This is a genomic window from Streptomyces sp. NPDC036764 (assembly GCF_055609385.1).
Map to the genome: position 1 here is coordinate 234,671 of NZ_JBVJPT010000015.1, position 23,769 is coordinate 258,439.

The 23,769-nt window shown below is 71.5% G+C and carries 18 protein-coding genes; 9 read left to right on the forward strand and 9 right to left on the reverse strand.

The features are described 5' to 3' along the window. Window positions 1-20: 20 nt before the first annotated feature. Together ACZ69Q_RS38125 and ACZ69Q_RS38130 are read right to left on the reverse strand one after the other, a co-directional pair. Window positions 21-1,604, reverse strand: a complete 1,584-nt coding sequence (locus ACZ69Q_RS38125; RefSeq protein WP_471051382.1) for an acyl-CoA carboxylase subunit beta — start codon at window positions 1,602-1,604, stop codon at window positions 21-23. Between the two features lie 154 nt (window positions 1,605-1,758). Further along, window positions 1,759-4,074: a polysaccharide lyase 8 family protein gene (locus ACZ69Q_RS38130; protein WP_471051385.1), complete on the reverse strand. Its 2,316-nt coding sequence runs from the start codon at window positions 4,072-4,074 to the stop codon at window positions 1,759-1,761. 135 nt (window positions 4,075-4,209) lie between these two features. Here ACZ69Q_RS38130 and ACZ69Q_RS38135 point away from each other — a divergent pair, with 135 nt between their 5' ends. Beyond that, window positions 4,210-4,815, forward strand: coding sequence for a YceI family protein (locus ACZ69Q_RS38135; protein WP_471051388.1), 606 nt, complete (start codon window positions 4,210-4,212; stop codon window positions 4,813-4,815). Between the two features lie 37 nt (window positions 4,816-4,852). Here the strand turns inward: ACZ69Q_RS38135 and ACZ69Q_RS38140 are convergent, their stop codons facing one another. Together ACZ69Q_RS38140 and ACZ69Q_RS38145 are read right to left on the reverse strand one after the other, a co-directional pair. After that, entirely contained in the window at window positions 4,853-5,422 is a 570-nt protein-coding gene (locus tag ACZ69Q_RS38140; protein ID WP_471051390.1) for a YdeI/OmpD-associated family protein, read from the reverse strand. Between the two features lie 133 nt (window positions 5,423-5,555). After that, complete coding sequence (locus ACZ69Q_RS38145; protein WP_471051499.1) at window positions 5,556-6,134, reverse strand: TetR/AcrR family transcriptional regulator; 579 nt, start codon at window positions 6,132-6,134, stop codon at window positions 5,556-5,558. Between the two features lie 132 nt (window positions 6,135-6,266). Here ACZ69Q_RS38145 and ACZ69Q_RS38150 point away from each other — a divergent pair, with 132 nt between their 5' ends. From ACZ69Q_RS38150 to ACZ69Q_RS38160, 3 genes are all read left to right on the forward strand, one after another. Next, window positions 6,267-7,286, forward strand: coding sequence for a DMT family transporter (locus ACZ69Q_RS38150; protein WP_471051502.1), 1,020 nt, complete (start codon window positions 6,267-6,269; stop codon window positions 7,284-7,286). Window positions 7,287-7,408: 122 nt separating this feature from the next. Further along, window positions 7,409-8,611, forward strand: coding sequence for a Cmx/CmrA family chloramphenicol efflux MFS transporter (locus tag ACZ69Q_RS38155; RefSeq protein WP_471051392.1), 1,203 nt, complete (start codon window positions 7,409-7,411; stop codon window positions 8,609-8,611). Window positions 8,612-8,850: 239 nt separating this feature from the next. After that, complete coding sequence (locus ACZ69Q_RS38160) at window positions 8,851-9,633, forward strand: serine protease (protein WP_471051395.1); 783 nt, start codon at window positions 8,851-8,853, stop codon at window positions 9,631-9,633. Between the two features lie 231 nt (window positions 9,634-9,864). Here the strand turns inward: ACZ69Q_RS38160 and ACZ69Q_RS38165 are convergent, their stop codons facing one another. After that, window positions 9,865-10,911: a GlxA family transcriptional regulator gene (locus ACZ69Q_RS38165; RefSeq protein ID WP_471051397.1), complete on the reverse strand. Its 1,047-nt coding sequence runs from the start codon at window positions 10,909-10,911 to the stop codon at window positions 9,865-9,867. 153 nt (window positions 10,912-11,064) lie between these two features. On the opposite strand from ACZ69Q_RS38165, the gene ACZ69Q_RS38170 reads away from it, so the two are divergent. The 4 genes from ACZ69Q_RS38170 to ACZ69Q_RS38185 all read left to right on the forward strand — a co-directional run bounded on the left by ACZ69Q_RS38170 (window position 11,065) and on the right by ACZ69Q_RS38185 (window position 15,034). Then, window positions 11,065-11,643: a cysteine hydrolase family protein gene (locus ACZ69Q_RS38170; protein WP_471051400.1), complete on the forward strand. Its 579-nt coding sequence runs from the start codon at window positions 11,065-11,067 to the stop codon at window positions 11,641-11,643. A gap of 154 nt (window positions 11,644-11,797) precedes the next feature. After that, entirely contained in the window at window positions 11,798-12,373 is a 576-nt protein-coding gene (locus ACZ69Q_RS38175; protein ID WP_471051505.1) for a cysteine hydrolase family protein, read from the forward strand. Window positions 12,374-12,557: 184 nt separating this feature from the next. Then, entirely contained in the window at window positions 12,558-13,703 is a 1,146-nt protein-coding gene (locus ACZ69Q_RS38180; RefSeq protein WP_471051403.1) for a hypothetical protein, read from the forward strand. A 107-nt stretch (window positions 13,704-13,810) separates the two neighbouring features. Beyond that, a complete protein-coding gene (locus tag ACZ69Q_RS38185; RefSeq protein ID WP_471051406.1) occupies window positions 13,811-15,034 on the forward strand; it encodes an MFS transporter in 1,224 nt (407 codons plus the stop codon). Between the two features lie 27 nt (window positions 15,035-15,061). Here ACZ69Q_RS38185 and ACZ69Q_RS38190 read toward each other — a convergent pair whose 3' ends face one another. Both ACZ69Q_RS38190 and ACZ69Q_RS38195 read right to left on the reverse strand, forming a co-directional pair. Then, complete coding sequence (locus ACZ69Q_RS38190) at window positions 15,062-16,402, reverse strand: hypothetical protein (RefSeq protein ID WP_471051409.1); 1,341 nt, start codon at window positions 16,400-16,402, stop codon at window positions 15,062-15,064. A 105-nt stretch (window positions 16,403-16,507) separates the two neighbouring features. Then, window positions 16,508-19,534, reverse strand: a complete 3,027-nt coding sequence (locus ACZ69Q_RS38195; protein ID WP_471051412.1) for a glycoside hydrolase family 3 protein — start codon at window positions 19,532-19,534, stop codon at window positions 16,508-16,510. A gap of 237 nt (window positions 19,535-19,771) precedes the next feature. Between ACZ69Q_RS38195 and ACZ69Q_RS38200 the strand changes: the two genes are divergently transcribed. After that, a complete protein-coding gene (locus tag ACZ69Q_RS38200; RefSeq protein WP_471051415.1) occupies window positions 19,772-21,634 on the forward strand; it encodes a lectin in 1,863 nt (620 codons plus the stop codon). Window positions 21,635-21,651: 17 nt separating this feature from the next. Here ACZ69Q_RS38200 and ACZ69Q_RS38205 read toward each other — a convergent pair whose 3' ends face one another. Then, a complete protein-coding gene (locus ACZ69Q_RS38205; RefSeq protein ID WP_471051418.1) occupies window positions 21,652-22,086 on the reverse strand; it encodes a VOC family protein in 435 nt (144 codons plus the stop codon). 56 nt (window positions 22,087-22,142) lie between these two features. Beyond that, a complete protein-coding gene (gene cimA / locus ACZ69Q_RS38210; RefSeq protein WP_471051420.1) occupies window positions 22,143-23,747 on the reverse strand; it encodes a citramalate synthase in 1,605 nt (534 codons plus the stop codon). Window positions 23,748-23,769 lie beyond the last annotated feature (22 nt).

Below are 23,769 nucleotides of genomic sequence, written 5' to 3' on the forward strand. Positions count from 1 at the left end.
TCCGCAGCGGTACCGGTGGGTTACTGCGGGGGGTTGCCGTGCTTGCGGGACGGCAGGTCGGCGTGCTTGGTGTGCAGCATCGCCAGGGAGCGGACCAGGACTTCGCGGGTCTCGGCGGGGTCGATCACGTCGTCCACCAGGCCGCGCTCGGCCGCGTAGTAGGGGTGCATGAGCTCGGACTTGTACTCCTTGACCATGCGGGCCCGCATGGTCTCGGGGTCCTCGGCCTCGGCGATCTGCCGGCGGAAGATGACGTTGGCCGCGCCTTCCGCGCCCATCACGGCGATCTCGTTCGTCGGCCAGGCGTAGGTGAGGTCCGCACCGATGGACTGACTGTCCATGACGATGTACGCACCTCCGTAGGCCTTGCGCAGGATCAGCGAGATCCGCGGCACGGTCGCGTTGCAGTAGGCGTAGAGGAGCTTCGCGCCGTGGCGGATGATGCCGCCGTGCTCCTGGTCGACACCGGGAAGGAACCCGGGGACGTCCAGGAAAGTGACGATCGGGATGTTAAAAGCGTCACACATCTGGACAAAGCGTGCAGCTTTTTCCGACGCCTCGATGTCCAGCACCCCGGCGAGCACCTGCGGCTGGTTGGCGACGATGCCGACGACCTGGCCGTCGAGGCGGGCCAGCGCGCAGATGATGTTCCGCGCCCAGCGCTCGTGGACCTCCAGGTACTCGCCGTCGTCGACGATCTCCTCGATGACCTTGGCCATGTCGTACGGCCGGTTGCCGTCCGCCGGGACCAGGTCGAGGAGTACCTCGCTGCGACGGTCGGGCGCGTCGGCAGACTCGGCCCGGGGCGGGTTCTCACGGTTGTTCTGCGGGAGGAGCGAGAGGAGGTAGCGGACCTCCGCGATGCACGTCTCCTCGTCGTCGTACGCGAAGTGGCTGACACCGGAGGTCTCGGCGTGCACGTCGGCGCCGCCCAGGCCGTTCTGGGTGATCTCCTCGCCCGTCACCGCCTTGACCACGTCCGGGCCGGTGATGAACATCTGCGAGGTCTCGCGGACCATGAAGACGAAGTCCGTCAGGGCGGGCGAGTAGGCCGCGCCGCCCGCGCACGGGCCGAGCATCACCGAGATCTGCGGGATGACGCCGGACGCCCTGGTGTTGCGCTGGAAGATGCCGCCGTAGCCGGCGAGGGCCGAGACGCCCTCCTGGATACGGGCGCCGGCGCCGTCGTTCAGGGAGACCAGCGGCGCACCGGCCGCGATGGCCATGTCCATGATCTTGTGGATCTTCGTGGCGTGGGCCTCGCCCAGCGCGCCGCCGAAGATCCGGAAGTCGTGCGCGTACACGAAGACGGTGCGGCCCTCGACCGTGCCCCAGCCGGTGATGACACCGTCGGTGTACGGCTTCTTGGCCTCCAGCCCGAACCCCTGGGCCCGGTGCCGGCGCAGTTGCTCGACCTCCCGGAAGGAACCCGGGTCCAGCAGCAGCTCGATGCGCTCCCGGGCGGTCAGCTTGCCCTTGGCGTGCTGCGCCGCGGTCGCCTTCTCGCTCGGGCCGGCCAGCGCCTGCGCACGGATCTCGTGCAGCTCGGCCGTCCGCCCGCGGGCGTCGATCGGCTCACCCGGTGCCTCATCCAAAACGGTCATGTAGCGACCTTACGAAGGACGCGAAGGAAAGCGAGCCGTTGACTCCGTACAGTCTCCGGACCCATTTCCTGGTACCACTGAACAGAACCATCACCGCATGCAGCCTTTCCGACTGCTCAGAGGGCGTGCGGGTTGTCGAGGTCGCACAAAGCCGTCAGGCGAGAGCCACCTCACATCGATGGGTCGCGCATACCATCCCCGGAGTGACACGGACGCGCAGTCGGCGTCCTGCCGCGAGGATCTCGACCGACTCGTCCGCCCGCAGGATGCGCCGTACGGGGTGGTCCCAGATGATCTCCAGCGGCTCGCCGGTGCGCGGCGGCTCGCTCACGCAGAGCGTAGCGGTACGGCCCCGGCGCCGGAGCAGCACGCTCGCCCCGGCGGAGGCGGTGAGGTCACCGGCCGTGCCCGGCTGCCAGAAGTTCGCGGCCGTCAGGCCCAGGGAGGGCACGCGGACCGCCTGGCAGGCGGCGTCGTTGGCGAGGACCGACAACCACGTCCGGTCGGCGGCGCGGGCGGCCACCTCGGCGCGGCGGGCGCCGGGCATGAGCAGGTAGACGTAGGCCGCGTCCGTCGGGTCGGTGCCGTGATCCAGCCACAGGGTCTGCCAGCGGCGGGTGCGGCGCTCGGTCGTGCCGGCGGTGTTGATGTCGGCCCAGGCCCCGGTGCGGTCCTCGCGCAGGGTGCGCAGTTCGCCGTACGGCACCACCCAGCCGCCGTGGCCCGCCAGGTGGGCCCAGCCCCGGCCGCGTACGAGGGCCTGGGTGCCGCTCTCCCCCAGGTTCCGGTTGTCGACGACGGTCTCGACGGGGACGCCGTCCGTGCAGGTGATCCCGGCCCCGAGGCAGATCACGGCGTCCGCGGCACAGAACCACGACTTGCGGGCTTCGAGGGTCGACCCCAGCCCCTTCAGGTGCTGGCCGATCGCCGCGTACTCGCCGTCGGTCGTGCCGCCCACCCATCGCGCGGCGGGCTTGGGCTCGCCCCACTCGCCGCCGGCCCGGTCGGGGAGGCGGCGGGTGGAGACGGTCGTGCCGGGGAGGCGGTACCAGTCGACGGTCGGCCAGTACCAGTCGGTGTACTGATCGCCCAGGCCGTCGGCCCACCAGGAGAGCATTCCGGCGCCGGTGTGCCAGCCGCGCGGGTTCTCGCCGTTGCCGCACTCGTAGTGGGCGATGCGGTCGCTCGCCATGGCGATGTGCGCGACGAAGCGCGGGCGGCGGTGCACCGCCCGGTCCATCGCGGCGAAGAGGTGGTGGCCGACGGGGTCGGAGGCAGCGGGCACCGGCGACTCGGCGACGGCGTGCAGCCGGGCCAGGTCGGCCACATCGAACTGAGGCGCCGTCAAGATCGGGGTGACGGTGTCCCGTTGGATCCAGCCCTTGACCCGGCCGTACCAGCGCTCGCGCTGCGCCGCGCTCGCGCCGTCCGCGAGCAGCGCGATCGCGGCGATGATCCCCTGCCCGTGGTAGTGGTCGCTGCGCATCACCTGCCGGTCGTCGCTCTTGAGGTGACCGCGGCTGATGGCCCGGCCGTTGACGCCGTCCATCACCAACCCGTCGTGGATGAGGGGCGCGTAGGCGCGCTCGACGCTGTCGAGGACGATCTGCCTGTTCGGGTCGGTCACCTCCCACTCCGATCCGGCGAGCAGCGCGAAGAGGCGGCCGAGGCCGTCGAGGAGGACCTGCCCGTAGGTGCCGGAGTAGGCGACCCAGGTGTGCTGGACGAAGGAGCCGTCGGCGTAGAGGCCGTCGCCCTTGGTGACGTACGGGAAGACCGGGGAGAGTGCGTCCCGGGCGAGCGCGATCTTGGCCGGGGCCCGGCCGAGGATGCCGCGCAGGGCGACGCTGCGGCACAGGTCGACGCGGTTGGCGCCGGTCGAGGTGCCCGAGTAGTCGGTGAGCATCGCGTCCGGGATGAAGTGGTCGACGGCCGCGCAGGCGGCGGCGATGCGGGCGTCGGTGAGGTGGCCGAACAGCGCGGCCGTGATGTCCGTCAGCAGGCGGGGGCTGCCGATCTGCCACTCCCACCAGTTGCCGTAGCGCGTGGTGGAGGGGTTGTAGACGGTGGCGGAGAGGTGGTCGAGGCCGCGCAGGACGTCGGCGAGGAGGCCGGGGTCGGCGGTGGAGCCGGTGCCCTGCCGGGCGTAGGCCCGGGTCATCGTCCACAGGCGGCTGTAGCTCTGGGTGATGCCGGCGGGCGGGTCGAAGGGGTGGCCGGGCCACAGGGAGTCGAGGGTGGGGGCCATGGTGGCTTGGAAGCCTCGCGCGAGGGTGCCGGTCTCGGCGAGGCGGGAGGCGTACGGCTCTTCCGCCGGGTCGTAGCCGGTGCCGAGGGCGATGTCGAGCCAGCGCCGGCGCAGGGCGTCGTACGGGTCGGGGTCCGCCGCGTGGGCCGGGGTTCCGGCGGCGTGGGCGGAGGGCGCGGTGAGGGCGGCGGCGTACAGGAAGGCACGGCGCGTCGGAGTCATGTCCATGCCCTATCACGTGACGGTGGGTAATTCCACCGACACACTCCGGATGATGTTGAACGGTGAACGGAATAGGTCTACGGTGGTCCGCGTTGAGTAGTTCAAGATTCAACATCACCTCCCGAGGAGCACACCATGGGCATCTTCAACCGCAAGGACAACGCCGACGCCGCCACCGCTGCTGCCGCCGTCAGCCCCGACCTGGCAGCGCTGACCGGCGAGTACACGATCGACCCGGCGCACTCCACGATCGGCTTCGTCGCGCGGCACGCCATGGTCACCAACGTCAAGGGCAAGTTCCTCGACTTCAGCGGCGCGCTGCACCTGGACGGCAGCAACCCGTCGGCGTCCACGGCGTCCCTCGACATCAAGATGGAGAGCATCGACACCGGCTCCGCGGACCGTGACGGCCACCTCAAGAGCGCGGACTTCTTCAAGATCGAGGAGTTCCCGACGATGACCTTCCGCTCCACCAAGGCGGAGGCTCTCGGCGGCGAGGACTACCGCATCACCGGCGACCTGGAGATCCTCGGCACCACCCGCTCGATCACCATCGACCTGGAATTCAACGGCGCCGCGAAGGACCCGTTCGGCAACGAGCGCGTCGGCTTCGAGGGCAAGGCGGAGATCCTGCGCTCCGAGTGGGGCCTGACCTGGAACGCCGCGCTGGAGACGGGCGGCGTGCTGGTCTCCGACAAGATCAAGCTGAACTTCGACATCTCGGCGATCCGGAACGCGTGACACCACGCCCTCCTCGAAGCGCCGGTGAGCAGCACGCTCACCGGCGCTTCGCCATTTCCCGCACGATCGCGGCGACCTGGGCCGCCCTGGTGCGCTCGGTCCGGGCGCGCAGCAGGCCGAGCATGACCTGGTAGCGCTCGGTCCTGCCCAGTCGCTCGAAGGCCGCCCCGGCGCGGGGGTTCTCCGCCAGTGCCGCGGCCAGCTCGGCCGGGACCTCCGCCACGGCCTGCGACTCGTACGCCCCCGCCCACCGCCCGTCCGCCTTTGCCGCCGTGACCTCGGCGAGGCCCGTGGGGCGCATGCGGCCCTCGGCGGCGAGTTCCGCCACCCGCCGCACATTGACCATCGACCAGAGGCTGCCGGGCCGGCGCGGAGTGATCCGCTGGAGGTAGCACGACGCGTCGAGCCCTTTGCGCTGCCCCGTGATCCAGCCGTGGCACAGGGCCACGTCGTTCACTTCGGCGGCGGTGACGGAGGCGATGCCGGAGCCCTTTTTGGCGACCTTGATCCAGAGGCCGGGGTGCGGGGCGGGGTGGCCGGCCAGCCAGGTGTCGAGTGCGGCGGCGGACTCGAAGGCGAGGGGCTGGGTGCCGTCGGAGGGGGTCATGGGGGCACGTTAGGCGGGAACGAGGTCGGATCCTGTCCTAGTCCGGGGGCCGTACGGCATCCGGAATCGGGCGTTTGCGGCATCGCCGGAAGTCGAGCCTGCCTACAGCATCCGGAATCGGGCGTGTACGGCCTCAGGGTCCGCCGGTCGCGGCGTCGAGCAGGGCCGCCGCCTCGTCTCGGGCGTGCGTCACGGGATCCGGGAACACGTTCAGGCCGTGGGCCACGAGGGCTCCCTCGTGCAGGAGCATCAGCGTCCGGCCCAGACGGTCCGCGTCGTCCGGGGCGACGTCGCGGGCGAGGCCGGTGAACAGGGCGAGCATCCACTCCTTCTGCCCGGCGATGACCGCGAAGGCCGGGTGGGACGGGTCGCTGATCTCGGCGTGCGCGTTGACCATGCTGCATCCCTTGGCGCCGTACTGCGCCGACCATGCGCGGGAGGCGTCGAACACGGCCAGGACGCGTGCCCGCGGTGTCGCGTGCGCCGCGTCGAGGTGGTCGTCGAGGTACCGCGCGAGGAAGGCCCGCCAGCGTTCGTCCCGGCCGGCCAGGTACTCCACGACGATCCGCTCCTTGGAGCCGAAGCGGTCGTAGAGGGTCTTCTTGGTCACTCCCGCCTCCGCGGCGATGAGATCCACGCCGACGGCATGGATGCCGCGCTCGTAGAACAGCCGCTCGGCGGCTTCCAGGACGCGCCGCGCGGCACGCGTCATGGTCACTCGCTGCGGCTGTTGTGCGGTGCCTGTGCCCGTGCTCATGCTCGTACCCATGCCGAAAGTATACCGATCTGTATAATCGGGAAGCGGAGCCAGGTATACAGATCTGTCTAGTGGATGTGGGTGTCCGTGAACGCCCTGCTCTCGATCGCGTTCGTCCTGTGCTGGAGCTCCGGGTTCATCGGGGCCAAGCTCGGCGCGGGCAGCGCCGCCGCGGTCACGGTCCTGATGTGGCGGTTCCTGCCGCTCGCCGCGGTCCTGATCGTCGTCGCCGCCACACTGGGACGCGCGTCATGGCGGGGGCTCGCCGTGCGGGACGTCGTACGGCAGGCCGCGATCGGTGTGCTGTCGCAGAGCGGCTATCTGCTCACCGTCTACTACGCCATCCAGCTCGGCGTCTCCAGCGGCACCACGGCCCTGATCGACGGCGTCCAGCCGCTCGTCGCCGGGGCGCTGGCCGGACCGCTCCTGCGGCAGTACGTCTCACGCCGGCAGTGGCTCGGCCTGTGCCTGGGGGCGGGCGGCGTCGCCCTGGTCACCACGGCCGACGCCATGGCCGCGACCGGTGTCGCCGCGTGGGCCTACCTCGTCCCGTTCCTCGGCATGCTCTCGCTGGTGGCGGCCACCTTCCTGGAGAGCCGCTCGCGTACGCAGATCGCGCCCGGGGTGGCGCTGACCGTCCACTGCGCCACCAGCGCCGCGCTCTTCACGGTGTTCGCCGTGGGTGCGGGAGCGGCGGCGCCACCCGCCGAGGCCGGTTTCTGGGTCGCGGTCGTCTGGCTCGTCGTCCTGCCCACCTTCGGCGGGTACGGGCTGTACTGGCTCATCCTGCGCCGCTCCGGGGTGACGAAGGTCAACGCGCTGATGTTCCTCATGGCTCCGGTCACGGCGGTCTGGGGAGCGCTGATGTTCGGTGAGCCGTTCGGAGTGCAGACCGCTCTCGGCCTGGCCGTCGGCCTCGCGGCCGTCGTCATCGTGCAGCGCGACGGCCGCGCGGGCCGGCGGAAGACCGGTGGCTCTCCGCGGACAACCGGTCGCTCCTCGCGGAAAACCGGTCGCCCCTCGCTCCCGGATCCGCATAGCCTGCCTGCGTGTCCAGCCCCGAAGCCTCAAGACTCCGGCCACCGGCTCTCCGGTGGCTGCTCGTGACGTCGGCCTGACGAGCGCTCGCGCTCGCCTTCGGGTTCGCCTGCTTCCGGGCTCACTCCGCCACCGGACGGCCGCTTCGACGTGCCGTTTTCGACCTCGACTTCGGGTTGCGGAGTTTCTTCATGCCGTTCGCTCTCTTTCTGCTGGGCGTCGCCGTGTTCGCACAGGGGACGTCCGAGTTCATGCTGTCCGGGCTGGTGCCGGACATCGCCCGGGACCTGGGGGTCTCCGTGCCCTCGGCCGGAGCGCTCACCTCGGCCTTCGCCGTGGGGATGGTGGCCGGGGCACCGCTCATGGCCGGGCTCGCGCGGCGCTGGTCGCGGCGGGGCGCGTTGCTGGGGTTCCTGGCGGTGTTCCTCGCCGTCCATGTCGTGGGGGCGGTGACCGACAGCTTCGGGGTGCTGGTCGCCACCCGTGTCGTGGGGGCGCTGGCCAACGCCGGGTTCCTGGCCGTCGCCCTGGTCACGGCCGTCGGGATGGTCGGGCCACAGGCCACGGGGCGGGCCACGTCCACCCTGCTCGGCGGGGTCACCCTGGCGTGTGTCGTGGGCGTCCCGGCGGGGGCACTGCTCGGTCAACTCTGGGGATGGCGTGCGGCGTTCTGGGCTGTCGCGCTGATCTCCCTGCCCGCCGTGGCGGCCGTGGCACGGTCCGTACCCCCGGGCGCGGCCGGCTCCGGCCGTCGCGCGCTGCGCGGTGAACTGCGGTCGCTGCGCGGCCCCCGGCTCCAAGTCACCCTGCTCCTGGGCGCCTTGGTGAACGGGGCGACCTTCTGCACCTTCACCTATCTCGCGCCCCTGGTCACCAACGTGACCGGGCTGGGGAGCGGGTGGGTGCCGGTCGTGCTCGCGCTGTTCGGCGCGGGGTCGTTCGCGGGGGTCGCCGTCGGCGGGCGCCTCGCCGACCGGTGGCCCGGTGCGGCGCTGGTCGGCGGTGGTGGCGCCCTGTGCCTCGGGTGGGCCGCCCTCGCGCTCGGCGCCGGGACGCCGGCCGTGACGCTCGGTCTCGTCCTCGTGCAGGGCGCCCTGTCCTTCGGGGTCGGGTCCACGCTGATCTCGCAGGCACTGCACGCCGCGTCCGACGCCCCCACGCTGGCCGGCGGCTTCGCCACGGCGGCGTTCAACGTCGGTGCGGCGCTGGGCCCTTGGCTCGGCGGTACGGCCATCGGGGCGGGCCTCGGCTACCGGTCGCCGGTGTGGGTCAGCGCCGTACTGGTCGCGCTGTGCCTGATGGTGGCCGGGTTCCGCATGGGGCGCGATCACGTCGTACGGGATCAGGACGAGGTGTCTCCCGCGCCTGACGGCCGTTCACGCCCCGCTGCTTGAGCACGGCGTCGGCCCGACGCGGTTCGGGGCGGGCGGGGTTCACGTCGGCCCCGCCCGCGTCCGGATGGCGTGGTGGCCGGAATTTGCCCCTTGTGGGGCGGTCACAGGATTCCCATAATCCAGCAAAGGAATTGACCGGCGCATGTCAGCAGAAGCTCACTCCCCCTGTTTGGCATGCCCCCGACATTCCCGTGCTCTCTCCACGTTCGTATGTCCAACCCCCCACGGAAGGCATCACGTTGAAGAAGCTCCTCACCGCGCTCAAGAGATGCGCGGCCCTCGGCGCCGCCGCTCTCGCGATCGTCAGCCTTCAGCCCGTCTCGGCCGCGCAGGCCGCCGACTCCCGCGTCGTCGGCGGAACCCGTGCCGCGCAGGGCGAGTTCCCGTTCATGGTCCGGCTCTCCATGGGCTGTGGCGGCGCGCTCTACACCCAGCAGATCGTGCTCACCGCCGCGCACTGTGTGGGCGCGACCGGCGCCAACACCTCCATCACCGCCACCGCGGGCGTCGTGGACCTCCAGTCCACCAGCGGCCGGGTGCAGGTCCGCTCGACGTACGTGTACCGAGCCCCCGGCTACAACGGCGACGGCAAGGACTGGGCGCTGATCAAGCTCGCCCAGCCGATCAACCTGCCGACGCTGAAGATCGCCACGACCACGCAGTACAACACCGGCACCTTCACCGTGGCCGGCTGGGGCGCGGCCCGTGAGGGCGGTGCCCAGCAGCGCTACATGCTCAAGGCCAACGTGCCGTTCGTCACCGACGCCCAGTGCCGCTCCTACAGCGGCTACAGCGGCCTCATCGCGAACGAGGAGATCTGCGCCGGCCTGCCCGCGGGCGGCGTCGACACCTGCCAGGGCGACTCCGGCGGCCCGATGTTCCGCCGTGACAGCGCCAACCAGTGGATCCAGGTCGGCATCGTGAGCTGGGGCATAGGCTGCGCCCGCCCCAACGCCCCCGGCGTCTACACGGAGGTCTCCACCTTCGCCTCCGCCATCGCCTCGGCGGCGTCCTCGCTCTGACCCCGGCAAGTCCGCCGCCTGCCGGCGGGTTCGCCGACCCCGGCGACCCGCTGAGCACGCGGCGGCCCCCACCGGCACGGCGACGGCCCGGTGTCCTCGGACGCCGGGCCGTTGCCGTGCCCTCGTGCGGCGCGATCAGGCCGTTTCGGAGGTCCCCCCGGGCCGGTGCGGGCGCGATCAGGCTGTCTCGGACGCCCCCCCCGGGCCGGAGCGGTGCGATCAGAGGCCGTTTCAGACGCCCCTCGGGCCGGGGCGGGCGCGATCAGCCGTTTCGGACGCCCCCCGGGCCGGTGCGGCGCGGAAGCGGGCCCGGTACTCGCCCGGTGTCACGGCGTGGCGGCGGCGGAACGCCCGGATGAGGGTGTCGACGGTGCCGAACCCGCAGACGGAGGCGACGCGTTCCAGCGTGTCGTCGGTGCTCTCCAGCAGGTTGCCGGCCAGCTCGACCCGGGCCGACTCGATGTAGGCGTGCGGGGTCGTGCCGAGTTCGGTCTTGAAGATGCGGGTGAGCTGGCGGTCGCTGACATGCGCGTACGCGGCCAGGTCCGGGACGGTCAGACGCCCGCCGATGTTGTTCAGGATGTGATGCCGGAGGTCCTCGATGCGCCGGCTCGGCGACACCCGCTCCAACGGCACGCTGAACTGCGACTGCCCGCCCGGCCGCTTCAGGTACATCACGAGCTGACGGGCGACGCGCAGCGCCACCTGCTCACCGAAGTCCTCCGCCACCAGGGCCAGGGACAGATCCAGGCAGGCGCTGATCCCCGCGCCGGTCCACACCTCGCCCTCCTCCCGGATGAAGATCGGATCGGGGTCGACCCGCACCGCCGGGTGGTCGTCGGCGAGCCGCTGTGCGGTCGACCAGTGCGTGGTGGCGCGTTTGCCGTCCAGGAGTCCGGCGGCGGCGAGGATGTGCGCGCCGACGCACACCGACGTCACCCGCCGGGTGCGGGTGGCCAGTACCTTCACCCAGGCCACCGTGCCGGGGTCGGTGATGGGGTGGATGCGGCGCTCGCCGTCCACCTCGACGGAGCCAGGCACCAGCAGGGTGTCGATCGCTCGTTCGGCGACCTCGTGGAAGGTGGCGTCGGGCAGGATCCGCACGCCGGCCGCCGTCGTCACCGGCGCCGTCGTCTCGGCGGCCAGCACGACCTCGTAGCCGGCTCGCCCGGCGGTCTCCCGCGGGACGAGGGAGAACACCTCCGGCGGGCCGGTGACGTCGAGGAGGTCGACGCCCTCGAACAGCACGATCACGATCAACCGGTTCACGGCCCCCACCCTGTAACCCCCTGTTTCACTCGCGGACGCGGGCGTCGGTTTCTGCAAATAGCACGTCATTGCCGACAGCCCGGTGCGAGCCATAGCGTCGCATACGTGTTCAACAACCTGTTGAACAACTCGCCCGAGTCCCCCGACCCTTGGAGCAGACCTGTGGCAAGCAAGACGCTGCGCGAACTCGGCGGTGCCGACGACACCCCCGCGGCCCTCGCGTCCTCGACGCTGATCCTCGTCGACTACCAGAACACCTACACCCGCGGTGCGATGGAACTCGACGGCTGGAAGCCGGCCCTGGCAGCCGCCTCGGATCTGCTGTCCCGTGCCCGCGAGGCCGGCGCCGCGGTCATCCACGTCCAGCACGACGGCGGCGAGGGTTCGGCGTACGACATCCGCGCGGACATCGGGCGGATCCACCCCGACGTGGCCCCGGTCGAGGGCGAGCCGGTGGTCGTCAAGCAGGCCCCGGACGCCTTCCACGGCACCGAGCTCGGCGAGCTGGTGGACAGGGCCGGGAACGAGACCGTGATCGTCGCCGGGTTCATGACCCACATGTGCATCGCGTACACCTCGGCGTCCGCGGCCCTGCGCGGCAACCCGCCCACGGTCCCGGCGGACACGTGCGCCACCCGGTCGATCGTGAACGTGTCCGCCGACGAGCTGCACCGCAGCGCGCTGGCGGCCATCGCCGACGCGTACGGCGTCGTCGTAGCGTCCGGGAAGGAGCTGGCCTGACGTGGCGGAGCGGGGGCAGGCAGGCACGTCCCGCCGCGGGCTGCTGAAGATCGGCGGCGCGGCCGTGGTCGGCGGCGCCACGGCGTTCGGCGTCACCCGGCTCGGCGACTCCCCCGCGCAGGCGGCGGAGGCGGACACCTCGGGCACGACGACGCTGCGCGGCCTCAACGGCCTTGCGGACAAGCCGGCTTCGCTCGCCTCCGCCACCCTGGTCATGGTCGACTACCAGAACACCTACACCCGCGGTGTGATGGAACTCGACGGGTGGCGGCCCGCCCTGGACGCCGCGGCCGAGCTGCTGAAGGCGGCCCGGAAGGCGGGCACGACGGTCATCCACATCGTCAACGACGGCGGGGCGGACACCCCGTACGACATCCGCCGGCCGATCGGCCGCATCCACGACAGGGTCAGGCCCGCGCCGGGTGAGCGGACCGTGGTGAAGAAGGTCCCGAACGCCTTCGTGAACACCGGCCTCGGCGACCTGGTCGACAAGGCGGGCAACGAGCACCTGGTCATCGCCGGGTTCATGACGCACATGTGCGTGACGTTCACCGCGGAGGGCGCGTTCCTGCGCGGGAACAAGCCCACCGTGGTCGCGGACGCGTGCGCCACCCGGCCGCTGCCGTCGGTCGGCGGCGGTCTGTCCGCCGACCAGATCCACCGCAGCGCGCTGGCGACGATCGCCGACCTGTACGGCGTCGTCGTCCCCTCCCACACCGCGCTCACGTAGCACTGCCCGCGGTTCTCTCTCCGGCGGCCCCCGCAGCGCCATGCCGCCGGAGAGGGGCGGGCCCTCCTCGCATCGCTCCCCGCGTCCCGGCCATCGACGGCTCCCGGCGGGTCTGTTCCCCCCACACCACCGCTTCCCCCACGGCGGGAACACCCGACGACCGATTCGCTACGGAGAGCAAGTCATGGCAACACGCCGGAAATTCATCGGTGGCGCCGGCGGGATAGGCGCCGCGACGTTCCTGGGGCACTCGGTGGCCCAGGCCGACACGGCATCCGTCCTCGACGCCGCCCCGGCCGCGGAGGCGGTGTCCACCCGGACCGCCGCCCGCGACTCCATCCGCGCGGTGAACGCGGCGATGCGCACCAACTACGCGGCCCTGAAGGCCGACCTGGTCAAGAACCTCGGGCCGGTCATCGTGGTGCAGAACGACGCGAAGGGCGGCACGTTCACCCTCGTCCACGCGGGCAAGCAGTACGTCGAGCACCCGGTGGCGGAGGAGTTCGAGCTGGCGAAGTCCATCGCCCATGTCCCGCTGGGCGTCTTCTCCACGATCGCGGAGTACCTCTCGGACAGGGTCCCGGGGGTTCCCAACGGCGACCGGATCGACGCCCACGACCTCGACATGGTGGCGATGAAGGGCCCCGGCACCGACGCCTGGACCACGCCGCTGAAGGCCTTCGCGGACACACTGACCACGGCGAAGAACAACCTCGCCACGGCGGCCCTGCCGCAGAACCTGCACAACGCCTGCGCGAAGATCCTCGACGAGGCGCTGACGTTCATCGCCGACTCCATTCGCGCCCGCGCCTTCGACATCGCCTCGTTCCAGGTGTTCGCGGGCCGCGTGTACCCGGCGATCCGGGTGAACATGCAGTACGCCGCCGAGGCCCAGATCTCCGCAGTGCAGGGCCTGTGCAGGAAGTGGCGGGCGCAGATCGGCGAGGCGGCCTGGGCCGACCTCTACACGGTGGTGCTGTCGATCTGGACGACATCGGTGCTGAACCAGGCCGAGATCATCATCAAGCCGATGATGAACCAGAAGAAGGTGAACACCCATCTGATCGACATCCCCACGGCACAGTTGCCGTCGGACCCGATCGGGGTGGCGTTGGACAACCTCGCGCGGATCGTGCAGGACAACATCGCCGCGGAGCTGGTGTTCGTCTCCGACACCAAGGTCGCCGACGCCCTCAAGGGCAAGGAGGACCTGCTGTCCGACGAGATCCTCAAGCAGCTCGGCTCGCCCGCCTCCCCCGGGGCGACCGGTGCGGCGTTCCGCAGCGCCGGCCGGGCGACGTGTCCGGTCGACCACGGCATGCGCGTCTGACCGGCGCACACGCGGCGTCCGAAGCACATCGAGCACCACCACAAAGCCCGGCGGCCCCCTCCTGGACGGAGGAGGGGGCCGCCGTCGCGTACACGGGGGAAGAGAACGTGACAACCAGACTGTGGCTCATCACCGGTCTGATACTGCTGGCCGTCAATCTGCGCGCGGCGATCACCGGGACCCCGCCGCTCATCGGGAACGTACAAGCGGCTCTGGCGCTCACCGGCACGCAGGTCAGCGTGCTGGCGACGTTGCCGGTGCTGTGCCTGGGCGCCTTCGCCTGGCTCGCGCCCCGGCTGGCCCGGCGCTTCGGAACGCAGGCCGCGGTGTGTGCCGCCGCGTGGGTGCTGGCGCTCGGCACCGCCGTGCGGGCGGTGCCGTGGCCGGCGGCGCTGTTCGCCGGAACGGTGCTGTCCGGGGCCGCCATCGCCGTCGGCAATGTGCTGCTGCCCGCGATCATCAAGGATCACTTCGGCCGCCGGATCGGCCTGTTCACCGGCCTCGCCATGACCCTCATGGCCGTCTCCGGCGCCCTCGCCGCCGCAGTCGCGGTGCCGCTCGCGGCGGCGACCGACTGGCAGTTCGCGCTGGCGCTGTGGGCGGTGCCGGCGGTGCCGGCCGCGGCGGTGTGGGGGCTGCTGGCCGCCCCCGGGGCGCGGGGCAGGCATCGCCGGACGCCGCCTGCGACGCCGCGCGCGTCGGGCGGATCCTTACTGCGGCGGGCGCTCGCCTGGTGGGTGTCGGCGTTCCTGGGGCTCGTGTCGCTGATGTTCTACGCGCTGGTGGCGTGGCTGCCGCAGATCATGCGGGCGAGCGGGTACTCGCCCGGCGAGGCCGGACTGATGATGTCGGTGATGCTGGCCATCGGCATCCCGCTGGGTTTCCTCGTCCCCCTCGTCGCCGCCCGGATGCGCGGCCAGCGGCTCCTGGTGGTGGCCGTGACGGCGGCGAAACTGCTCTCCCTCGCGGGCCTGCTGCTGTTCCCCGCGCTCGGCTGGGCGTGGGTGTGCCTGCTCGGCGTGGCGACCGGCAGCGCCTTCCCGCTGGCGATGACGCTGCTCGGGCTGCGCGCGGACGGACCGCGGGTCGCCGCCGAGCTCTCGGGGATGGCGCAGACCGTCGGCTACCTGCTGGCCGGCCTCGGTCCGCTGGCGTTGGGGGTCCTCCACGACGTGTCCGACGGCTGGCGCGTGCCCCTCGCCGTCCTGATCGCCCTGGTGGTTCCCGAGGCGACAGCCGGACTCCTCGCCGCCCGGCCGGGACACATACGGGCGGGCAGCCGGGACGACACCCGGGCCGAGCACACCGCTTCCGCGGGCGCGTTCGCCTAGAGGTTCCCCGAGGACACCGGAGGGTCCTCAGAAGCCCCCGCCGAAGTCACCGCCTCCGCCGAAGTCACCGCCCCCGAAGCCGCCGCCGAAGTCGCCGCTGTCGAAGTCCGCCCCGGACACGTCACCGCCCTCGTAGCCGCCACCGCCGTAGCCGTAGCCCGCGCCGTAGTCGGCCGCATAGGCCGGCCCGGCCATCATGCTGCCCAGCAGCGTGCCGACCAGGAGACCCGGGAGGATGCCGCCGCCGAAGTAGCCGCCGGCCCAGGGGCCGTAGGCGGGGCCGGCCTCCCAGTACGGGCGGCGGCCCTGCTCGGTGTCCACCTCGCGGACCACGGGGTCGCGGCCCTCGGACAGGCGGGTGCGGTCGGCCGCGCAGACCGGGACCTCGCGGGCGGCGCCACCGGGTGGCGTCCAGGTCTCGTCGGCCACCGACGGGCCATGCCGCGGGTCGAAGAAGCACGGCGGCCGGCGCTGCGGCAACGGCTTGTGCTCCCGGCGGGCGGCGAGCTGGGTGAGGGAGAATCTGCCGTCGTCCAGGGCCTGTGTGACGGCCTTGACGTCCTCCGGTTTCCGGGCGGAGTCCATCAGCCGTTTCGCCTGCTCGTAGGAGTCCAGGGCCCGCTCGTAGTCCGCGCGCATCGCGTCGTCGGCGCCGGACTCCGCCGGGTGGAAGTCCAGCCGGTCCAGTTCCTCGCCGAACGCGGTGATGTCCTCGTCGACCACGACCCGCAGCTTCTCCAGCGCCGCGCGCTGCTCCGCCTCGTGGCGCCGCCGGTTGCGCCGCACCAGCGCGTACGCGCCCGCGCCGCCCGCGGCCACCACCGCGCCGACGGCGATCAGACCGCTGGCGTCCACGCCCGAGCCGCCGCCGTCGCTCCAACTGGCGGGCGCCGTGCCGCCCACGTTGCGCAGCGCCGCGTCGACGAAGTCGTTGAGCTGGGCCTTGGGGTCGCCGGCGCTCTGCACCGAGGCGACCAGGTTGTCGACCGCCTGCCGGGACATCACCGAGGAGTCGGCCGCCGCGTCGAACCGGTCGCCGACGCGGACGCCGTACAGGCCCGTGATGCCGGTTTCCGTACGGAGGTTCAGCAGGAGGTCCTTGGTCGGCTGGTCGGCCGGCAGAACGGCGACGAAGACCGGTTTGTCGGCGTCCTCGATCTTGTCGGCGAGCGCCTCGGCGTCCGCCGACGAGAGCTGGTCCGAGGCGGCGGGGTCCACGTACACGGGCCCGTCGCGCAGCGCCTCGGCGACCTGCGATAGGTCGGTGGCCGCATGTGCGCCGGTCGCGCCTGCCGTGAGCACCGCCACTGCGGCGGCGACCGGCACGATCAGCGAGCGCATGAGGCCCCGGAAGAGCGGAGTCCTCATACTCTCGACGCTACCTGATGCGAGGGGCAAAGGCGCCGGTCCCGGTGGCTGGATCCCACCGGGACCGGCGGCCGCACGGCGTCCCGCCGCGTGCCGTACGGCGGCTCAGGCCGCGCGGTACGCCGCGCTCAGCCTCTCCACCGCCGCCCCGTACCGGCCGGTCAGCAGCAGATGGTCGGCGTCGGCGAAGGGTTTCGCCACCGCCTCGGTGATGCCCGTGCCGGCCGCCCGCTGCTGGACGATCAGCCGGGCCTTGGTGACGAGCGCACGGCCCGCCGCCTGCGCGCCCGCCTTCTCGGCGGCGCGGGCCGCGATGCCGAGCGCCGTGAGGGTCGCGGCGCCGCCCGCGGGCACCTTGGTCAGCGTGGTCAGGCCCCAGCCGTAGGGGAACCGCGGGTCGTAGGAGGTGTCGCCGACGTTGATCGGCAGTTGCGCCTCGCTCTTCGGCCAGGTCACGGGGAGCTGTCCGCCGAAGGGCCGCCTGCCGTAGAGGACGTCCGCCACGCCGTCGCCCTCGGTGCCGGGCAGCCAGGAGGCGACGAGGGCGTCGATCCCGGCCAGGCGCTCGTCGTCGATGAGCTGCGGACGCCCTGAGACGATCAGCACCGCGCACTTCATCGCGCCGCACACCTTGTCCACGGCCGCCTGGTCGGCGGCGCTCAGCCGCAGGTCATGGCCGTTGCCGACGTCCCCGACGCCCTCGGCGTACGGGGTCTCGCCGACGACGACCACGCCGACGTCGTGGCCGGTCAGGGGCGCGGAGGCGTCCTTGGAGTACGTCAGCGCCGTGGAGTTCTTTCGCATCGCCTCCAGGATCGTCGTGCCGGGCGTGATGTCCCCGGACGAGCCCTGCCAGGTGATCGTCCAGCCGCCGCTCTGGTTGCCGATGTCGTCGGCGTTGGATCCGGCGACGTACACCTTCTGCGACTTCCTCAGCGGCAGGACGCCGCCGGTGTTCTTCAGCAGCACCTGCGACTCGGCCACCGCTTCGCGCGCCACGGACCGGTGGGCGGCGGACCCGATCCTCGCCGCGCCGCCGGTGTCGGCGTACGGCTTCTCGAAGAGTCCCAGCCGGAACTTCTGGGTGAGGATGCGGGAGACGGCGTCGTCGATGCGCGCCCGGCTGACGCGTCCGGCCTCGACCTCCTTCACGAGCGTGGTGTGGAAGTCCCGGAAGGCGTACGGGGCCATGATCATGTCGAGGCCGGCGTTGACCGACGTACGGATGTCGGAGGCGTAGTCGCCGGGGATCTGGTCGATGCCGTTCCAGTCGCTGATGACGAAGCCGTCGAAGCCCATACGGTCCTTGAGCACGCCGTTGATCATGTCGGCGCGGGCGTGCATCTTGACCGGGCCCTGTCCGTCGCCGACGAGGTCGAGCGAGGAGTACGACGGCATGACCGTGCCGACACCGCGGTCGACGGCCGTCCGGTACGGCGCCAGGTGCACGGCCTCCAGCTCCTGCCGGGTGACCTTGGTGACGCCCTGGTCGATGGTGTAGGTGCCGTTGGTGGAGGAGCCGTAGCCGGTGCCGCCGTCGCCGACGAAGTGCTTGGCGGTGGCGAGGACCTTGTCGTCGTCCTTCAGGTCACTGCCGTTCGCGGCGCCCTGGAGGCCCTGGATGATCGTCTCCATGGAGTCGACGAGGGCCGGGTCCTCGCCGAAGGACTCGTACGCCCGCCCCCAGCGGTCGTCCCGGGTCACGCACAGGCAGGGCGCGAAGTCCCAGGGGATACCGGTGGCCCGGGTCTCGGCGGCCGTCACCGCGCCCGCGCGGTAGGCGAGGTCAGGGTCGCGGGTCGCGCCGAGACCGACGTTGTGCGGCATGATCGTCGCGCCGACCAGGTTGTTGTGGCCGTGCACCGCGTCGACGCCGTAGATCAGCGGGATCTGGAAGCGGGTGGCCTGCGCCCGGAGCTGGAAGCCGTCGATCATCCTGGCCCAGGCCTGCGGGGTGTTGGGCGTCGGCGTGGAGCCGCCACCGGACAGGATCGAGCCGAGGTCGTACGCGGCGACATCACCCGCGTTCGTCAGGGCGCCGCGCTCGGCCTGCGTCATCTGGCCGGCCTTCTCCGCCAGGGACATGCGGGAGAGGAGGTCGGCGACGCGCTTCCTCACCGGCAACCTGCTGTCCAGATACGGCAGTCCGTGCGCGTCGACCACGACCTGCGGGGTCTCGGCGGGAGCCTTGGCGCCGGCGACCGTCAGCTTCAGCGGGACCGTTTCGGCGGGCTCGGCGGACCTGTCCTTCAGGGTGGGGACGCGGACGGTGCGGGAGGTGCCGGAGACGGTGCCGGCGGGGAAGGTGACCGTCCCGCTGACGGGCGTGTAGTCCTTGCCGGCGTCCGCGCTGCCGCCCGCGGTCTCGTAGCTGACCGTCACGGGCTCGTCGAGCGGGGCGGACCCGGTGGTGGCGACCGAGATCCGCACGGCGGCCGTGTCGCCCTCGCGCACCGGGTACACGGCGGCGTCGGTGAGGACGGAGGCGCGCAGCGACTGGTCGGCCCTGCCGTACAACTCGACGCCGTCCATGGCGAATTCGCCCTTGGCGCCGGCGGGGAGGGTGACGGAGTAGCCCCAGGTCTCGGTGAGGCCGAGGATGTGGTCGATGCCGCCGACGGGCTGGTAGTCCGTGCGATAAGTGAACGCGGTGAAGGGCAGCTCGATCTGTTTCCAGCCGCTGAAGTCGTCGGTGAACGACGTCGTCCAGAGCTCGCTGGCCTCGCCGTCGGCGCCGCCGTCCTTGAGCTCGAAGGCGATCTTCTTGCCGTTGTTCCGGCCGTCCCACCAGAAGCGGATCCCCTTGTGGGCGGACCAGTCGTGGGCGGGTTCGGCGAAGGCGAAGTCGTGGGTGAAGCCGCCGTAGCCGCTGATGTCGTAGGTGCCGGCGAGGACCTTCTCGCCCTCGGGTGCGTCGTCGCGGGCGGTCAGCGTCAGTGCGGGCGGGTCGTCGTTGTCGCCGCCCCAGGTGAACAGGCCCTCGGCGGGCGGGCGCGCGAAGGGGACCTCGCCCTCGAAGCGGTCCACGGGGACCGGGGCGGGGTCCTCGGCGCCGGAGGCGGGGGCGGCGGCGGTGAGCGGGAGCAGGGTGGTGAAGAGGGCGGCGGAGACGAGCAGGGCGGTTCTTCGCATGGAACGTCCCTCGACTCTCATGGTCCACTTATGACTTACCTCACGCCTTGAGTTAACTGGGGGTGTCATTTGGCGTCAAGACTTCACGTCAGAACCGGTGCACTCCCAAGTCCTGGCCGGATCAGTGGCGTTGTCCCTTCATCTCGTGAACGCGAGACCTCTTGACGCGTACACGAAGGCGTCATTTACTCACGCCTCGCACGCCCCCCAACCCCCACCGAAGAAGGGCTGCGCTCCATGAGGAGATCCACTCGGACGCTCGGGCTGCTTGTCGCCGGGCTTCTCACCACGGCCGGTTTCTCGGCGGCCGCGCCCGCGCAGGCCGCGGGCGAGCAGGTCACCGCCTGGCTCACCACGACGGACGACTCCGGCGGCCGCCATGTGGTGCGCGGGCTCCAGCAGCAGACGCCGTTCGCCTTCCAGGCCGGCTCCGGCGGCGGCGGCGAGAACATCACCGTCGACGAGAACACCCGCTACCAGACCTTCACCGGCGGCGGCGCGTCCTTCACGGACACCGCGGCCTGGCTGATGGACGGCAGCGGCGCGCTGTCGCAGGCCACGAAGGACGACACGATGCGCAAGCTGTTCTCCCCGACGGAGGGCATCGGGCTGTCGTTCCTGCGCAACCCCATGGGCGGCTCGGACCTCGCCCGCTTCGGCTACACCTACGACGACATGCCGGCCGGGCAGACGGACCCCGACCTCTCCGAGTTCACGATCGCACACGACCTCCAGGACGTCGTGCCCCTGACCAGGCAGGCGCGTCAGCTCAACCCCCAGCTCACCGTGATGGCCTCCCCGTGGACGGCCCCGGCCTGGATGAAGGACAACGGGCAGCTCAACGGCGGCTGGCTGAAGGCGGAGCACTACGGCACGTACGCCTCGTACTTCGTGAAGTACGTCCAGGCCTACCAGGCCCAGGGCGTCCCGATCGCGTACGTCACCGCGCAGAACGAACCGACGTGCTGCTCGGGCTATCCGTCGATGAGCTGGAACGCGAGCGGGCTCGCGTACTTCACCAAGAACGAGCTGCTGCCCAAGCTCCAGGCGGCCGGGCTGTCCACCAAGGTGCTGGCGCACGACTGGAACTGGGACACCTACGACGCCTACGCCGCGCAGACGGTCGACGACGCGGCGGTGCGCAACCACCCGAACTTCGGCGGGATCGCCTGGCACGGGTACGGCGGCGACGTGGCCAAGCAGACGCAGGTGCACAACCAGTACCCGCAGCTCGACGCCTTCGGCACCGAGCACTCGGGCGGCACCTGGATCGCCGATCAGCAGCGCGAGGACATGATGAACATCATCGACTACACCCGCAACTGGGCGAAGTCGGTGACCAAGTGGTCCCTCGCGCTGGACCAGAACCGCGGTCCGCACAACGGCGGCTGCGGCACCTGCGACGGCCTGATCACCGTCCACAACGGCGACTCGCGGCACGGGCAGGTCGACTACACGGTCGAGTACTACACCATGGGCCATCTGACGAAGTTCGTGAAGCCGGGTGCGCAGCGCATCGCGTCGACCGCGTCCTCCTCGGTGCCGAACGTGGCGTGGCGCAACCCCGACGGCTCGAAGGCCCTGATCGCCTACAACGACGCGTCGGCCGCGAAGACCGTGACGATCAACTGGGGCTCGCAGCACGCCACTTACTCGCTGCCGGGCAAGACGTCGGCGACCTTCACCTGGTCGGGCACGCAGACCGAGGGGCCTTCGCAGTCGGGAGCGTTGGTGGGCCTCGCGAACAAGTGCCTCGATGTGGCGGGCGGTTCGACGGCCAACGGCACGGCGGTGCAGCTCTACGACTGCAACGGCTCGGCCGCCCAGCGGTGGACGGTGCAGTCCGACGGGTCGGTGCGGGCGCTGGGCAAGTGCCTGGACGTCACGTCCGGCTCGACCGCGGACGGGGCGAAGGTCCAGCTCTACGACTGCAACGGCTCGGGCGCGCAGCAGTGGTCGTACAACGCGTCCACCGGCGACGTGGTCAACCGTGCCGCGAACAAGTGCCTCGACGTGAGCGACAACTCCTCGGCGAACGGCGCCCGTGCCCAGATCTGGAGCTGCACGGGCGCCGCCAACCAGAAGTGGCGTCTTCAGTAGCGTCCGGGCGGGGGGCCTCAGGCGTACGGCTCGCCCACGCCCAGCAGGTTGCCCTCACTGTCGTGGAACCAGGCGGCGCGCTCCCCGCGAAAGCCCTTGCTCGGGTAGTGCCCCTCGACGTCGGCGATGCCGTCGACCGTGCGCAGGCCGGGCACGTCGACCTCCTCGAACTCGACGCCGCGCCGCCTGAGTTCCGCGACCACCGCCTCGACGTCCTGGACCTGCCATCCCATCTGGGTGAAGGTGCCGGGGGAGGCGCCCGTCGACTGGTACACGGCGAACTCCGTGCCCCCGCACCGGTACAGCAGCCCGCCGGGCCGTTCGTCGACGGGCTCGAGACCGAGCTTCTCGGCGTAGAAGCGCCGGGCCCGCTCCAGGTCCTGGGCGGGCAGCCGGGTCGCCGCCTGCCCCCGGGCGAGGAAGTGCCTGGCGTCTGTGTCCTTGTCGTCCATGGCTCCACTGTGCCGTGGACGACGGGGCCGGGGGGCGGCGGCGAGGTCCGTTCGGCCTACTCCGCCGGCGTCACCCCGGCCCGCAGCAGGCCGTACGTGTACGCGTCCTCCAGGGCCTGCCAGGACGCGGCGATGACGTTCTCCGCGACGCCGACCGTCGACCACTCCCCCGCCCCGTCGGACGTGGAGATCAGTACGCGGGTGGTGGACTGGGTGCCGTGCACGCCCTCCAGGATGCGGACCTTGTAGTCGACGAGCTCCAGCTTGGCGAGCTGCGGGTAGATCTTCTCCAGCGCCACCCGCAGCGCCCGGTCCAGGGCGTTGACGGGGCCGTTGCCCTCGGCCGTGGCGACGATGCGCTCGCCCTTGGCGAAGAGCTTGACCGTGGCCTCGTTGGCGTGGCTGCCGTCGGGGCGGTCCTCGACGATCGCGCGCCAGGACTCGACCTGGAAGTACTTCAGCGGCTTGCCCTCGACCTCGGCGCGCAGCAGGAGTTCGAAGCTCGCGTCCGCCGCCTCGTAGGTGTAGCCCTTGAGCTCGCGCTCCTTGACCCGCTCGACTACCCGGCCGACCAGCTCCCGGTCGCCGCCCAGGTCGATGCCGAGCTCCTTGCCCTTGAGCTCGACCGAGGCGCGGCCCGCCATGTCGGAGACCAGCATCCGCATGGTGTTGCCGACCTGCTCGGGGGCGATGTGCTGGTACAGGTCCGGGTCGACCTTGATCGCGGAGGCGTGCAGTCCCGCCTTGTGCGCGAAGGCGGAGACGCCGACGTACGGCTGGTGCGTCGACGGGGTGAGGTTGACGACCTCGGCGATGGCGTGCGAGATGCGGGTCATCTCGCGCAGGTGACCGTCGGGCAGGACCTTCTTGCCGTACTTCAGCTCCAGGGCGGCCACGACCGGGAAGAGGTTGGCGTTGCCGACGCGCTCGCCGTAGCCGTTGGCCGTGCACTGCACGTGGGTCGCGCCCGCGTCGACCGCGGCGAGGGTGTTGGCGACCGCGCAGCCGGTGTCGTCCTGGGCGTGGATGCCGAGCCGGGCGCCGGTGTCGGCGAGGACGGTGGAGACGACGGCCTGGACCTGGGCGGGGAGCATGCCGCCGTTGGTGTCACAGAGGATCACGACGTCCGCGCCGGCCTCCGACGCCGTACGGACGACGGACTTCGCGTACTCGGGGTTGGCGCGGTAGCCGTCGAAGAAGTGCTCGCAGTCGACGAAGACGCGCCGGCCCTGCGCGCTCAGGTAGGACACCGTGTCGCGGACCATCTCCAGGTTCTCGTCCAGCGTGGTGCGCAGGGCGAGCTCGACATGCCGGTCGTGGGACTTCGCGACCAGGGTGATCACCGGGGCACCGGACTCCAGCAGCGCGTTGACCTGCGGGTCCTCGGACGCCTTGCCGCCCGCGCGCCGGGTGGCGCCGAAGGCGACCAACTGGGCGTGCTTGAAGTCGATCTCCTGCCGGGCGCGCGCGAAGAACTCGGTGTCGCGCGGGTTGGCGCCGGGCCAGCCGCCCTCGATGAAGCCCACGCCGAAGTCGTCCAGGTGCCGTGCGATGGCCAGCTTGTCCGCGACGGTGAGGTTGATGCCCTCCCGCTGCGCGCCGTCGCGCAGGGTGGTGTCGAAGACGTGGAACGAATCGTCGAGCTCGCTGGGTTCGGTCATGGTGTCAAGGCTCCTGAAGTTG